The sequence below is a fragment of the Enterococcus sp. 4E1_DIV0656 genome (genome assembly GCF_002140695.1).
GTDB classification, from domain to species: Bacteria; Bacillota; Bacilli; order Lactobacillales; family Enterococcaceae; genus Enterococcus_D; species Enterococcus_D entomosocium.
In genome coordinates this window covers 1,151,933-1,166,754 of record NZ_NGLF01000001.1, presented here as the reverse complement: position 1 = coordinate 1,166,754, position 14,822 = coordinate 1,151,933, and the positions used below count along the sequence as shown (strand labels likewise).

Below are 14,822 nucleotides of genomic sequence, written 5' to 3'. Positions count from 1 at the left end.
AAAAAAGCAATGCTGATCCCTACAGCATTGCTTTTTTCATTGTTATTAAAAGCCGTTGTTATCTGAAACTTCTTTAAACCAACGACCTGATTTTTTCACTGTTCGTTTAGCATCATTTGCTAAGTCAACGGAGATAAATCCGTAACGGTTCTTGTAAGCATTGGTCCATGACCAGTTGTCCATGCAGGTCCACATATGGTAGCCAACACAATTGGTTCCTTCTTGGATCGCTTGGTGGACATACTTTAAGTGGTCAGAGACAAACTCGATGCGGTAATCATCTTCGATCACGCCATCAGCATTGACGAAACGTTCTTCTCCTTCGACACCCATGCCATTTTCAGAAATGTAGCACTTGATATTGCCATAGTTTTCTCGCGTGTTTGTCAAAATATCATAGATCCCTTTTTCATAGATTTCCCATCCACGATACGGGTTCATTTTCTTGTTCGGCATATCATAGTTATCAAAGTAATCATCTGGCATTGGACTTTTCGCTTGATCGATCGGTGATTCTTTCTTCATGATACGACGAGGTTGGTAATAATTGATCCCCAACAAGTCGATCGTATTTTCGCGAATCGTTTGTAAATCATCAGCTTCCATCGCTGGTACCATATCTAATTCCTTGACGATGGTCACTAATTCTTCTGGGAACGTGCCTTTGACCGCAGGGTCTAAGAAAGAGCGATTAAAGAAGGCATCTGCGATTTGCGCTGCTTTGACATCCTCTGGATCGTTCTCATCTCTTGGATAGCTTGGCGTCAAATTCAAAATAATGCCGATCTCCCCACCAAGGTTCATCTCATGGTAGACTTTGATGGCTTTAGCACTCGCCAACGTTTCGTGGAACCCAACTTGGACTGCATGTTTCATGTTGATCTCATTCGGATAATGGAATTGGTAAAGATAGCCGCCTTCAACAGGGACGATCGGTTCATTATGAGTGAACCATTTCTTGACACGATCACCAAATAACGTAAAGCAGGTTTGCGCAAACGCGACATAGGCATCCACGGTCTCTCGGTTCAACCAGCCGCCTTTTTCTTGCAGCGCCATTGGCATATCGAAGTGGTATAAATTCATGAAAGGTTCGATCCCGTTGGCGATCAACTCATCAATGTAGGCATTGTAAAAATCAACGGCTTTTTGATTGACTTCTCCTTTGCCTTGCGGGAAGAGACGACTCCATTGGATCGACGTCCGAAACGTCGTATGGCCGGTTTCTTTCATGAGTTGAATATCTTCTTGATAGCGTGTGTAGACTTGCGAGGTTTTTTCAGGACCTACCCCATTGAAAAATTTCTCTGGTTCTTGCTGATACCAGTAATCCCAGATGCTTGCCCCTTTGCCATCGCCTTCAAATACACCTTCTGTTTGTGGGCCACTAGCGGCTGACCCCCACCAAAAGCCTGCTGGAAATTGATAATCCATCTTCATTCACTCCTCATTTTTTCTTTGCTGCCCTAATCATAAAGGAAGCAGTTACAAAAATCAATCTTTTTTAAAATAAATGTATAGACATTTAAAATAAAACATGATACATTATCAATGTAATCGATTGCAAAAAGAAATTTAAGGAGTGAACTAATAATGAATGGTTTTATGGACAAGTTATCTGAAAAGATTTTGCCCTTGGCGAATGCCTTAGGACAAAATCGCTATCTGACCGTCTTGCGGGACGCATTTATGCTTTCGTTCCCAATCACTATGTTTGGATCGATCGTGGTCGTTTTAAACAACCTGCCCTTCTTCAGTGATGCCACTAAAGGAACATTAGGAACGCTGTTTGGCAATGGGCAAAATGCAACAATGAGTATCATGACTGTTTTCGTTACTTTCGGTATCGGCTATTATTTATCAAAATCATATGATGTGGAAGGGATTTTTGGCGGCGCCGTTTCTTTTGCCAGCTTTTTGATCTTAACTCCTTTCTTTATGACTACTGAATCTGGCGAAACGATCTCCGGCGTGCTGTCTCTTGATCGTCTTGGCGCAAAAGGGATGTTTATCGGGATGATCGCAGCATTTTTAGCAGCTGAAATCTATTGCCGCATCACAAAACGCGGCTGGCAGATCAAAATGCCTGATGGGGTGCCACCAGCAGTTTCTAAATCTTTTGCCGCTTTGATTCCAGCAATTATCACCTTAACGGTATTTTTAGTGATCAATGCCATCATGACGGGTGTCTTCAATGCCAACTTGCATGACTTGGTTTATGAATTGATCCAAAAACCATTGACTGGACTAGGCAGCAGCTTGCCAGCAACTCTATTGGCTTTGTTCTTTGTCCAATTCCTTTGGTTCTTCGGTCTACATGGTCAAATCATCGTCAACTCTGTGATGGACCCGATTTGGAATACATTAATGTTAGACAACTTAGAAGCGTATCAAAATGGGGATGCACTGCCGCATATCGTCACAAAACCATTTATGGAAACCTTCACCGTTGGATTAGGCGGTTCTGGTATGACGTTAGCAGTTGTTATCTTGATGGCTTTTGTATTGAAGAAAAAACAATACCGCGATGTTGGTCGTTTGGCTTTAGCACCAGGGATCTTTAACGTCAACGAACCAGCAATCTTCGGTATGCCGATCGTCTTGAATGCGACGATCCTGATTCCTTGGGTCGTGGCACCTCTTGTGGTAACGACCTTCAACTACTTAGTGATGGCGGCTGGACTTGTTCCTGCACCAACTGGTGTTTCTGTTCCTTGGACCGTTCCAGTGGTCTTCAGTGGTGTCTTAGCAACCAACTCTTGGTTAGGTGGTTTGCTGCAAGTCATTGACGTGGTGATCGTCGGCTTAATCTGGTATCCATTCTTACGTGTTTTAGATCGTCAAGCAGAACCATCGATCGATTAAGCGCAACGGCTGGCTGAATTTTTTCAGTCAGCCGTTCTTTTTATAAAAAAACCAAGGTTTGATTGTCGAAACCGCTTTTTTCAGCTATACTTCTTGCGAGGTGATCAGATGCCAAAATACCAAGAAATTGCCAATATTTTACGCACACGTATCAAAAACAAAACGTATCCGCCTGACAGCTTACTGCCGAATCAAACTGATTTAGTCGAAGAATTCGGAGTCAGCCGGATGACCGTCAAAAAAGCCATCGGTATTTTAGCCATGGAAGGACTGGTTTATTCTCAGCGGGGCGCTGGAACAAAAATATTGAACCACCCATTCTTAAAAAAAGACACCACTGCTTTAACGGTCTATGAAGGCTTGTCAACAGAAATGGGCAAAGCTGGCCGCAAGCTAGTCAGTCAGGTCATCGATTTTCAAGTCGAATTTCCTGACCAAACGATCCAAGAAAAGTTGATGTTGACGGAAGAACAGCCAATCTATAGTATTGTCCGCTTGCGGATTCTTGAAGACCAGCCGTTTATTTTAGAATATACCTATATGCCGGTCCATTTGGTGCCCAATTTAACTCGTGGCCATTTAGAAAGTTCTATCTACCGCTATGTTAAAGAGGAACTAGGGGTCCAGTTTGCCGGCGCTTACCGCACCATTGCCGCTGATAAAAGCACCGCGTACGATCAACGGTATTTGGACTGTAAAGCCGATGATCCGGTTTTAGAGATCGAACAGATCGTCTATCAGAAAAATGGCTCACCTATCGAATTTTCCCGTAGTCGCAACCGTTATGACGTGCGGGCCTACTCTTATTTAGATGTCCAGCACTAAAAAGACCTATCCACGGTTTTCTTCCATCAGAAACCGTGGGCAGGTCTTTTTGTTGTTGCATTCGTTGCTTCGTTTATTTTTTTGCTGAGGGTTGGAATCGTTTCAGCCGCAAGGCATTTAATAAAACGGATACCGAGCTGAAGCTCATGGCCGCCCCGGCGATCATTGGATTGAGCAAGGGGCCGCCGAAAAGATGCAACACACCCATTGCGACAGGAATGCCTAAGACGTTATAAGCAAAAGCCCAGAAAAGATTTTCTTTGATGTTTTTGATGGTTGCCCGACTTAACTCGATCGCTGATGGGACGTCCATCAGATCGCTGCGCATCAGTACGATGTCTGCCGATTCGATGGCGACATCGGTACCAGAGCCAATCGCGATCCCTACATCGGCTTGGGCTAACGCCGGCGCATCATTGATCCCGTCACCTACCATCGCAACCTTTTGGCCTTTGGCTTGCAGGCCGGCTACTTTGGCGGCTTTATCTTCTGGCAAGACGTCACTGATTACTTCATCGATACCGACTTGTTTGGCGATGGCTTGGGCTGTCCGAGCATTGTCGCCAGTGATCATTGCTACGTACAAGCCCATTTGATGCAGACGTTCAATGGCTTTTCGACTGCTTTCTTTGATAGTATCTGCCACAGCGATGATCCCGATCGCTTCGCCGTCTTTGGCAACATACATCGGTGTTTTCCCTTCGTGAGCCAATTGTTGGGCTTGCTCGATCAGGCCATCGATGGCAACGTTTTGTTTTTCCAGCCATTTCTGGTTGCCTAATAGGACTGGACTGCCAGCAATCGTGCCTTGAATCCCATGCCCCGGAATCGCTTCAAACCCGTCAACTTCTTGCAGGGCGAGGGCTTGCGTGCGGGCTTCGATCACAATGGCTTCGCCTAATGGATGTTCTGAGCCTTTTTCAACAGAAGCCGCCAGCTGCAGCAATTCCGTCGGCGTGTGGTTGCCGGCAGGCAGGAGATCGGTTACGACTGGTTTGCCTTCTGTGATCGTGCCGGTTTTATCAAAGACGATCGTCGTCACGTTTCTAGCTGTTTCTAACGCATCGCCGCTTTTGATCAAGACGCCATTTTCTGCCCCTTTGCCCGCACCCACCATGATGGCGGTCGGTGTCGCTAATCCTAAGGCACACGGACAAGCAATCACTAATACAGAGATCGTAATGGTCAATGAGAAGATCCAGGTTTCTTGTCCTAAGAAAAACCAGGCAAGTCCTGCAAAAACCGCCAAGACCATGACAATCGGGACAAACACACCCGAAACTTTATCTGCCATGCGGGCAATCGGCGCTTTGGAGCCTTGGGCATTTTCTACTAACTGAATGATTTGCGCTAACGTTGAATCTTCTCCCACATTGGTGGCTTCGTATTGAAACGAGCCATTTTTGTTGATACTAGCGCCGATCACCCGATCACCGACTTGTTTTTCGATAGGTAAGCTTTCTCCGGTGATCATTGATTCATCGATGGCAGAGCGTCCTTGGGTAACGATCCCATCCACAGGAATCTTTTCACCAGGTCGTACGACTAAGATATCGCCGGCTGCGACTTCTTCAATACCCACTTCGACTTCTTCGGCTTGATTCCCGCTGCCGCGAAGCACGCGGGCTTTTTTCGGTGCGAGATCCAACAACTTCTTGATGGCTTCGGAGGTTTTGCCCTTTGAGACCGACTCAAGGTATTTTCCTAAGGTCACTAATGCCAAAATAACGGCGGCCGTTTCATAGTACAAGTGCATCGCATAGTGGGTCGTGCCCAGGTAGACCATCACGGTCCCATAAATACTATAAAAGAAGGCAGCACTGGTTCCCAATGCGACGAGGGAATCCATGTTAGGATGGCCTTTCCAAAGCGCTTTGAAACCAGCAATGTAAAAGGCGCGACCGAGGACCATCACCGGTAAGACTAAAATCAATTGAGTGGTAACGAAATTGACTGGATAGGCCATTGGATCTAAAAAGCCAGGGATCGGCAAACCGATCATTTCCCCCATCGTCAAATAGAACAAGGGGATCGTAAAGAGCGCCGAAAGCCAAAACCGTTGCCATAAAGCACGAATCTCTGCCTGTTTTGAATCCGCCTTGTCGGCAGAAGCGGTCGGCAGCTGTGCGTCATAGCCCGCCTCTTTCACGGCAGCTGCGATCTTCGCGGCGGACACTTGGTCTTGTTGATAGCTGACCGTCAGTTTTTCTGTCGCCAGATTGACGGAGGCTTGCTCCACACCCGCTAATTTTTGGACAGCTTTTTCTACTGTTTGGGCACAAGACGCACAGGTCATGCCCGAGATGGCAAAGGTCTCTTGTCTTTGAGAGCCGATCAGTTGATAGCCCGCTGCTTTGATGGCCTCAGCGAGTGTTTCTTCGGTGAGCTGCTGCTCATCATAACGAATATGTAATTTTTCAGTAGCCAAATTGACAGCTGCTTGGTCGACCCCCGCCAGCTTGCTGACTGTTTTTTCGACTGTCTGGGAACAAGACGCACAGGTCATCCCTTTTACCCCATAATTCTTTTCGATCATTGTTTCCTTCCTCCTTGCTTGCTATGCAAACCCATTCACCTTTTGTGTTTACAGTTGTAATCTTCTTCTACTTTACAATTATCGTTTACACTTGTCAACGATAATACTCAAAAAAAGGACGTTCTCCTTTGAAGCGGCCCAAAAAGCGAGACTTTTGGTCTACCTTTGGGCGGTCGCTACAGGTGGAACGTACTTTTTTCTAAGAAACGATCACTGCCGTTGCAGGGGTCGTTTCGCTTATTCAGGTATTGGCTTTAGGAGGCTAGCACTCTTGCCCGTTGGTTTTGATCAGCTCTTGATACCAGTAGAAGCTGTCTTTCTTGTAGCGTGCCAGTGACCCTTCTTGGGTTTCATCTTGGTCGACATAGACAAAGCCATAGCGTTTTTGGTAGCCGTTCAACCAGCTTAGCAAATCAGTGAAGGACCAGGTGCAATAGCCAAGAACTTCCGCGCCGTCGCTGATCGCTTCTTTGATGGCATGGACATGCCCTGCTAAATAATCGATGCGGTATTGGTCATGGATTTGGTGATCGTCTGTTAGTTTATCGTATTCACCAAGTCCGTTTTCCGTAATGATCACAGGCACCCGATAACGGCTAGTGATTCGGCGTAAAGCGATCCGCAGCCCTTGAGGATCGATCTCCCAATCCCAATTCGTCCGTTCCACAAATGGATTTTCAGCTTTTTTGAACATTCCTGGTGTCCCGGTTTCTTCGGAGCTACCTTTTTTCCCAGTGGTGTTCATTTTACCGGCACCGACACCATCTAATGGATTGTAGGCATTCGTTGCTGTTTGGTAATAGTTGATCCCTAAGAAATCTGGTTTTGCTGAACGCAGCAAGTCCATATCTCCTGGTTCAATCGTTGGTGCGATCCCTTGCTCTTTCAAGTAATTCATTGCGGCAATCGGGTATTCGCCCCATAGATAGACGTCTAACCAATAATGCGCCATCAAGTCTTCGGCATTTTCAGCTGCCAAAATATTTTTCGGGTCGCTGTTGATTGGGTAGTTTGGTGAGTAGGCGAAACTTGGTCCGATTTTCCCTGGGATTTTCATCTCATGGAACTTGTTGATCACCGACGCATTTGCCAAGTTAGCGATATGATTGACTTCATACATCCGTTTAGGATCGGTCACTCCTGGTGGATGGGCAGCTAAAAGATAGCCTAAAGAAGTAAAGATATTTTGTTCATTCAAGCTGACCCAATAGTGAACTTTGCCGCGAAAGGCTTCAAATAATACGGCCGCATAGTTGGTGAAATCTTCAATGATTTTGCGAGATTCCCAGCCGCCATATTCTTCTTGCAACGTACGTGGCAGATCCCAATGGTACAAGGTCACCATTGGTTCGATCCCTGCTTTAATCAGCTCATCGATCAATGCTAAATAAAAGTCTAACCCTGCTTGATTGACTTCTCCTCGTCCTTCTGGAAAAATCCGTGTCCATGCAATGGAAAAACGATAGGTTTTCAATCCTTGTTCTTTCATCAAGGCAACATCTTCTTTGAAGCGGTGGTAATGGTCGACCGCGACATCTCCGTTCGTTGCTTTAAAGGTTTTGCCTGGAATGCGGACAAAATCGTCCCAAACTGAAGCGCCTTTGCCGTCTTCTTGCCATGCGCCCTCTACTTGATAGGCTGCTGATGCTGAACCCCATAAGAAATCGTTGGGGAATTCTTTTAGTTGTTTATGATCCAATTGTTTCCCTTCTTTCTGTTTGATGATACCCCTTTCTTAAGTATACCGATAATTGCCTGATTTGTCATAAGAAGATTTTTTACCTGTGCCAAGAAAGCCGATGGCACGCAAAAAACATCCGTGCAAGCAGTGGGTTACTCCTTGTACGGATGCGGACTAGCTATGGATCATGCGTCAAATTGTGCCTGATAGAGTGAGGCATAACGCCCCTCTTTGGCTACTAACTCTTCGTGGGTCCCTTGCTCTACGATATTGCCCTGTTCCACCACGAGGATCGTGTCGGCATGTCGAATCGTGGACAAGCGATGGGCGATCACAAAGGAGGTTTTGCCTTTCATCAATTTGGTCATCGCTGCTTGGATCAGCAGCTCCGTTTGCGTGTCGACATTTGATGTGGCTTCATCAAGAATCAGCAGATCGGCATCTAACAGCATTGCTCGCGCAATCGTCAATAGTTGTTTTTGCCCTTGTGAAATACCGGTCCCGTCTTCAGAAATCAAAGTATCATAGCCTTTTGGCAGGCTCATAATAAAGTCATGGATATGGGCGGCTTGTGCAGCAGCTTGGACTTCTGCCATCGTCGCATTCGCCTTGCCGTAGGCCAAATTTTCAAAAATCGTTCCCGTGAACAGCCACGTGTCTTGCAGCACCATCGCATAGCTTTGCCGTAAGCTGCGGCGTGTCGCTTGGCGGATATTTTTGCCGTCTAACCGAATCGCTCCTTGGTCAGGGTCATAAAACCGCATCAAGAGGTTCACGATGGTGGTTTTCCCGGCTCCGGTTGGTCCGACGATCGCGACCAAGCTGCCAGCTGGTACTTGCAGCGAAAGGTCTTTGATGATGGGCTGCTGTGCTTGATAGCCGAAGGTCACATGGTCAAAGGCGACCTCACCAGACACCTCGTGGTATTCGTAGGCTCCAGGAACATCAGAAACTTCCGGTTCTTCATCCAGCAAACGGAAGATCCGTTCTGCCGCCGCCAATGCCGATTGCAAATCACTGAAGATGTTGGCTAACTCATTGATTGGTCCTGAGAATTTTCTGGAGTAAAGAACAAAGGAAGAAACATTCCCTAATGTCAGATGACCGAACAAAAACAGCAAGGCGCCAAACATACTGATCAAGGACAACGACAGATTGTTGATAAAGTTGATGGAAGGACCAGTCATACTACCGTAGTACTCGGCATTGTAATAGGCATCCACCGCTTCTTGGTTTTTTTCGTCAAAACGGCTGATGATCGCTTCTTCTTGGTTATACAGCTTGATCGTTTGCTGACCAGAAATAATCTCTTCCACAAAGCCGTTCAGCTCACCTAATTTGCGGGAACGACGGCGAAACAATGGTTGAAATTTGCTCATCAAAAAGCGGGTCAAAAAGATCGAAGCGGGAACCGTTACGACAAAAATCAGCACCAGCAGCGGCGAAATCAAAACCATCATCACAAACGAACCAATGATCGTCACAAGACTGCTGAGGACTTGAATGGCATCGCTGGCCAATGACGTATTGATGGTATCGACGTCATAACTGATGCGGCTGATGATATCCCCAGTGGCGACCCGGTCAAAATACCCCACTGGCAATTCGGTGATTTTATCAAAAATCGCCTTGCGCATCGCTGCCACCACCCGCTGACTCAAGCGGATCATCATGAGCGAAATCAGATAACTAAGAAGGGAAGACGCAAGATAAAACAGGAGCATCAGCCCACAATAAAAGAAGACTCGTTCAAAAATGACCTTGCCGGGACCCGGTTGAATAGCATCAATGGCGTACCCGGAAAGCAACGGGCCCACCAAGGCGAAGATGTTGCTGACCATCATTAAAATAGCGGCTGCCAACAGGAGTCCTTTGTACTCGTAGAGATAGCCCCACAAACGCCGGAGTGTTTTCTTGCTATCCTTGGGTTTTTCCGTTTTTTTCTTCGGCATCGTCGGCACCTCCTGTCTGACCTTGATAAATGGCTTGGTAGATCGCATTTTCTGCTAGTAATTCTTGGTGACTGCCAAAACTGTTCATTTGACCATTTTCCAGTACCAAAATTTTGTCGGCATGCTGGATCGAGCTGATCCGCTGCGCGATCAAGACCGTCGTCGTCTGTTGAAACTGCTGTTTCAGGACCTTGCGCAACTGAGCGTCGGTCCGATAATCCAGCGCACTGGCAGAATCATCCAAAATCAAAATTTCCGGATCCCCCGCCAATGCCCGCGATAACAAGACCCGCTGCTTTTGACCGCCGCTTAAATTGCTGCCTTTGGCATGCAGTGGATGAGCTAAGCGCATGGGTAGTTGATTGATAAACTCCTTGGCTTGGGCGCGAGCCGCCGCTTCTTCGATCTGCTCTTTGGAAAACCGCCGGCCAAAAGCGATATTTTCTTCGATCGTTTCCGCAAAAAGCACGTCTTTTTGTAAGACGACACCGAATAACTGATGCAGCTCCGTCGGATCGATGGAGCGAATGTCGCGACCAGCGATGCGAATCATGCCCTTCGTTGGGTCATAGAGCCGCAGCAGTAGTTTGACGATCGTTGATTTTCCACTACCAGTCGCACCGATGATCCCTAAGGTTTCTCCCGGCTGCAAGGAAAAATCGATGTCTTTCAGCACCCGAGTGCCATTAGGATAAGTGAAGGAAACTTTTTCAAAAACGATATGCGCCGACTCTTCTTTGACAGGCGCCTCAATGACTTGCATATTTTGCGGCAGGCGCAAGACGGATTGGATCCGATCGGCAGAAGCGAGCCCCTTCGACACGATTACAAAGATGCGAGTGATACTGAGCATGGCATTCAAAATGATCGTAAAATAGGTCAAAAAGGCAATGATGACCCCTGGTTGGGTCAACCCTTGATTGACGCGAAAGGCACTGACGACGATCACTAGCGTCAGTCCGATATTCAAAAATAGGTCCATCAGGGGTGGTGTCGCAGCCATGGTTCGATTAGCAGTGGTTTCCGCAGCTACTACGTCTTGATTGACGTGGTCAAAGCGCTTTTTCTCGTAATCTGCTTTAGACAAGGCCTTGATCACCCGAGCCCCAGTTACATTTTCTCGGACAGTCCGCACCAACACATCCACTTGCTTTTGCAATGAGGCAAACAAGGGGATCCCCCGTTTTGAGATGGTGACTGCTGCCACTAAAGTGAAGGGCAAGACGCCTACTAAGACCAGTGTCAAAACGGGATCTAATGTAGCAGTGATCATGATTCCCCCTAATAACAGAATCGGGGCACGAATCCCCATCCGTTGGATCATCCCTATCGTTTGATGGATGTTGTAAGTGTCTGTCGTCAAGCGAGACACCAAGGAAGGGATCCCGACTTCTTCGACTTGCGGAATCGACAGATAGGAAACTTTTTCAAATAAGTCATGGCGTATACTACCAGTGGTATCGCGAGCAACACTGGAGGCCATCCGATTGGCGATGATATTGGTGACAACTGCGATGATGGAGCAGACCACCATCGCCCCGCCCCAAGCAAAAATCGCTGATACTTGCTTCGTGGGAATCACAGAATCGATGATATACGCCAAAATCCAAGGCAATAGCAAGTCCATCAATGACCCGAAGAATTTGATGCTGACGCCAAGGGAAATGCGGCCGATATAGGGTTTTAAATATTGAGTCAAAAGATTCATTCCATCGCCTCAACTTTCGCTAAAAGCCGTTGGGAATTTTCTTTGACGATTTCCAGATCAGCGATCAACTGCTGCTGTTGGGCAGCAGAAAAACCTGCTACGACTTGTTCATTCCAGCTTTGAAGCAGCTGTTGGATCTTTGGTTGGACAACAAGTGCTTTTTCGGTTGGATAAACCAGTAATTGTCGTTTGTCGGTGGGACTGCTGGTTCTAGTGACAAATCCTCGTTCTTCTAAGATCGCTAGTTGACGGGCAACATTGCTTTTATTAACAAAAATCTTCTTGGCTAAGGCTTCTTGACTGATCCCCGGTTGACGGCAAATGTTTAAGATATAGGTATGATGCATCCCACCTAAACCAAATTTTTTCAGTTCTTTTTCCCGATAAAGGGTGGCGAGACGGGCAATATGATTGATTGAGCGGATAATGGCTTCCATGAGCACTCCTGCCTTTCTTGGTTCTTCAAAGTGTCTTATCTATTATAAGGAATAATCGTTGCGCACGCAACGATTATTGTTTCTCTCGGAAAAAAATAGGTACACTGTTGCTGATCAACAAAAAAAGAACTTCAGCCCTCTCGCTGAAGTTCTTTTCTGATTCATTTTATTCAGATTCTTTCAATAAAGCTTGTACGACCTTACGACGACGATACAGCTGTCTTGTTTTCCAGCTGATAAAGCCGATGAGTAAAGCGATCCAAGAAATGATCGTCAGCCATAAAGCTCCGTCGAAAAACCAAGGTGCGTCATAGTCAACGACTAAGACATTCTCCCCTGCTTGCTGTTGGACAGAAACGGCACCAATGGCACTCAAAGAGACATCTTTCTCAGTTAGTGGCTGCTGATTGAGGGTCAATTCAGTATAGCGGTAATTGATGATCGGTAACGCCTTCCACGCCTCTTGATCACCTTGCCAACGTAAAGTAAGTTTCCCGTTTTCTACGGTTTTTGCCACGGTATCATTTTTTTCAATGATTTCTTCCCCGTACAAATTGTACTTGTTCTTCTTGGTCTCTTGATAGAGGGGCAGATAATCTGGGGTAGAACGTTGATACAGCGCTAATGCTAAGGACTTGTCTTTACTAAAATAGGCTTCCTTCAATTGCGCTTCAGATTCCGCCGAGAGATAGGTGTGGTTTCGCAGTGAAACTGCCGCTTCATCGGAGTGCCAGTCCTGCATTTTGACCGTGTTTTGGATCAGGATTTGACCAACACTCAAAACTAAAACGAGGACGAACCAACGCGGATTTGCCAATGGCTTGCCCCGATAATAAGGAACCAGCAGGCACAAACCGACTAAGATCAAAATCGTGGCAGGAACAAAGAACCGAAAAGGGAATTGTAGTAAATTGATCACACCATTGTCCAGACTGCCTAGCCATTGCCAAGGAATAGCGTTCGATGATAAAACGAAAAAGACCGCTGCAGCTGCTGTCATTAATTTGAAGCCGCCGGATAGACGAGGCCATACACGAATCGCACCGCAAAAGAACAAGGCACATAAGATTGGCAGCAGGTACGGAGTCGTCCACCAATAGCTGCTGGTTCCAGTAATGGTATTGTTCTGCATGTTGCGATTCACAAAAGGCGCGATCAACGTGTTACTCGTATAGAGATCCAACATCCCTAACCAAATATTGGCGGTCAGCAGCAAGAAAATCCCGATCGCTCCTGCTAAGCGCAGCACCAATTGTCGTTTTTCTTCGCCGGAAGTTCCAACAAAAAAGGCGCGTAAGAAAAAGGGCACATATAAGAGCACTAACAAGATGCTTGAAAACACATGGATTTGAAATAAGACTGCCACGGAAACCCCTACCGCAAAAGGCCGCAACCGTTTATGTTCCCCTAGTGCAATCAGTGGAATCAGACACAGCGGTAACACGGCTGCTCCCCAAGCAGAAAAGCCCTGCCGCTCAATCCAATACTGGACAGAATAGGTCGCCATAAACAGGATGCTCATCCCCACTGACAGCCAGCCATTGACTCGTAGTTTCTTTAATAAGCCAAACATCGAAAACCCTGCTAGCAGATAGAGCAGCCCATTGGCGAGCAGTTGGTAGGAAAACCACGAAGGACTCAGCAAGACCAGCAGACCTTGGAAATAGGCAAAAAAGGGACCGTATAATGCATTGACGATACGAGCAGATTGCTGAAACCCGTAGATAGAAAGAAAATATTGAAAATTGCCCTCTTTGATCTGCTGGCTGGTCTCATAAAAACGATTGAAGTGAAAGACCACATCAGAGCCCAAAATCATGCCTTGGCCTAAGATCTGCGGTAATAAAAAAACACCACTCATTGCAATCAGAATCACCACTTGCCAGAAAAGCGGCTTTTGTACTATTTTTTGTTTCAAAAAAAAACCTCCTTGCACCTTTTCGGTACGCTCATAAAAAGAGTACCAGATAGGGACGAGGAGGGGAAAAAGAAAGCTTAGTGAAAAGGGATACATGGTAAAAATTTAACCAATTACTAAACTTTTCTAGGTTTTAGGTGGTCGTTTCTTTGCTTTTTCTCAAATTTATTGGGTGATCGTTTGCCAGCTTTCCAGTAGTTCGCTTAAAAGCGGGACGACCGTTTCTGCAGGGGCTGCCTCTTTTTGGACATTGGCACTGACTAGCTGATCGTACATATAGCCATACAGCTGATCGAGATCTTCAGCAATAGCGCCGCCTTGCTCACGGTCTAAAGAGACCCGTAATTCCAATAAAATATTCTGCGCCTTGACAAATTGCTGATGGGCTTGGCTCAACTCTTCTTTTTCCAATGCGATCACTGCTAATTTGATGTTTTTGATGGCTGCTTGCAACAGCATTTCAATCAGTTTGTTGGGGGAGGCACTCATTACTTGGTTCTGCAGGTAGTTGTTTTGCATTTTTTGATAATTCATCTTTTTTTCCTCACTATAAATCAAATTCGACGAAGGCGGCACTGTCTTCTTGCTGCAAATACGTTTTGACAAGATTGTTTTTGCGGTTCAAACGCCCCAATTCTTGTTTGATCTCTTGCTGCTGGGCTTTGACCTGGTCTAGGAACGCTTGATACGCTTGGATCACTTGTTGCGCCAATGCACTGGTTTGTGGACTATGGCTCTGTTCTTCTGCTTGCATGGCTGCTATGACCGCTGCATTGGCTGCCATCAAACGACCGGCTTCTTCGCTGTCGCCGCGCCATTTTGCAAACCCAGTTAAAATCTGATTCAAACGTTCATCTAATGATACGTGTGGCTCCATAGGTTGTTTCCTTTCTTGTTGAC

General features: G+C 46.3%; 11 protein-coding genes. 2 read left to right on the top strand and 9 right to left on the bottom strand.

The window, feature by feature from the left end; all coding sequences use genetic code 11:
* Positions 1-45: 45 nt before the first annotated feature.
* Positions 46-1,440 (bottom strand): glycoside hydrolase family 1 protein, encoded by a 1,395-nt coding sequence (locus A5882_RS05510; protein WP_061053570.1) that lies wholly within the window; start codon positions 1,438-1,440, stop codon positions 46-48.
* Between the two features lie 153 nt (positions 1,441-1,593).
* Between A5882_RS05510 and celB the strand changes: the two genes are divergently transcribed.
* Both celB and A5882_RS05500 read left to right on the top strand, forming a co-directional pair.
* Entirely contained in the window at positions 1,594-2,865 is a 1,272-nt protein-coding gene (gene celB / locus A5882_RS05505; protein WP_005226670.1) for a PTS cellobiose transporter subunit IIC, read from the top strand.
* A 108-nt stretch (positions 2,866-2,973) separates the two neighbouring features.
* Positions 2,974-3,690: a GntR family transcriptional regulator gene (locus tag A5882_RS05500; RefSeq protein WP_005232731.1), complete on the top strand. Its 717-nt coding sequence runs from the start codon at positions 2,974-2,976 to the stop codon at positions 3,688-3,690.
* A gap of 73 nt (positions 3,691-3,763) precedes the next feature.
* Here A5882_RS05500 and A5882_RS05495 read toward each other — a convergent pair whose 3' ends face one another.
* From A5882_RS05495 to A5882_RS05460, 8 genes are all read right to left on the bottom strand, one after another.
* Positions 3,764-6,226, bottom strand: a complete 2,463-nt coding sequence (locus A5882_RS05495) for a heavy metal translocating P-type ATPase (protein ID WP_016619548.1) — start codon at positions 6,224-6,226, stop codon at positions 3,764-3,766.
* Positions 6,227-6,488: 262 nt separating this feature from the next.
* Complete coding sequence (locus A5882_RS05490) at positions 6,489-7,925, bottom strand: glycoside hydrolase family 1 protein (protein WP_008376556.1); 1,437 nt, start codon at positions 7,923-7,925, stop codon at positions 6,489-6,491.
* A gap of 167 nt (positions 7,926-8,092) precedes the next feature.
* Entirely contained in the window at positions 8,093-9,859 is a 1,767-nt protein-coding gene (locus A5882_RS05485) for an ABC transporter ATP-binding protein (protein ID WP_016611591.1), read from the bottom strand.
* Positions 9,825-11,567: an ABC transporter ATP-binding protein gene (locus A5882_RS05480; protein ID WP_086372516.1), complete on the bottom strand. Its 1,743-nt coding sequence runs from the start codon at positions 11,565-11,567 to the stop codon at positions 9,825-9,827. Before A5882_RS05480 ends, A5882_RS05485 begins: the two co-directional genes overlap by 35 nt.
* Complete coding sequence (locus tag A5882_RS05475; RefSeq protein ID WP_016611594.1) at positions 11,564-12,004, bottom strand: MarR family winged helix-turn-helix transcriptional regulator; 441 nt, start codon at positions 12,002-12,004, stop codon at positions 11,564-11,566. The genes A5882_RS05480 and A5882_RS05475 overlap by 4 nt, the downstream gene beginning before the upstream one ends.
* Positions 12,005-12,170: 166 nt before the next feature.
* Positions 12,171-13,922, bottom strand: coding sequence for a hypothetical protein (locus A5882_RS05470; RefSeq protein ID WP_008376564.1), 1,752 nt, complete (start codon positions 13,920-13,922; stop codon positions 12,171-12,173).
* Positions 13,923-14,087: 165 nt separating this feature from the next.
* A complete protein-coding gene (gene fliS, locus A5882_RS05465; protein ID WP_008376567.1) occupies positions 14,088-14,456 on the bottom strand; it encodes a flagellar export chaperone FliS in 369 nt (122 codons plus the stop codon).
* Between the two features lie 13 nt (positions 14,457-14,469).
* Positions 14,470-14,799: a hypothetical protein gene (locus A5882_RS05460; protein WP_008376569.1), complete on the bottom strand. Its 330-nt coding sequence runs from the start codon at positions 14,797-14,799 to the stop codon at positions 14,470-14,472.
* Between the last annotated feature and the right edge of the window lie 23 nt (positions 14,800-14,822).

Coding starts and splice junctions, on each gene's coding strand:
- A5882_RS05510 (WP_061053570.1), bottom strand. CDS start 1,440: ATGAAGATGGATTATCAATTTCCAGCAGGCTTTTGGTGGGGGTCAGCC.
- celB (WP_005226670.1), top strand. CDS start 1,594: ATGAATGGTTTTATGGACAAGTTATCTGAAAAGATTTTGCCCTTGGCG.
- A5882_RS05500 (WP_005232731.1), top strand. CDS start 2,974: ATGCCAAAATACCAAGAAATTGCCAATATTTTACGCACACGTATCAAA.
- A5882_RS05495 (WP_016619548.1), bottom strand. CDS start 6,226: ATGATCGAAAAGAATTATGGGGTAAAAGGGATGACCTGTGCGTCTTGT.
- A5882_RS05485 (WP_016611591.1), bottom strand. CDS start 9,859: ATGCCGAAGAAAAAAACGGAAAAACCCAAGGATAGCAAGAAAACACTC.
- A5882_RS05480 (WP_086372516.1), bottom strand. CDS start 11,567: ATGAATCTTTTGACTCAATATTTAAAACCCTATATCGGCCGCATTTCC.
- A5882_RS05475 (WP_016611594.1), bottom strand. CDS start 12,004: ATGGAAGCCATTATCCGCTCAATCAATCATATTGCCCGTCTCGCCACC.
- fliS (WP_008376567.1), bottom strand. CDS start 14,456: ATGAATTATCAAAAAATGCAAAACAACTACCTGCAGAACCAAGTAATG.
- A5882_RS05460 (WP_008376569.1), bottom strand. CDS start 14,799: ATGGAGCCACACGTATCATTAGATGAACGTTTGAATCAGATTTTAACT.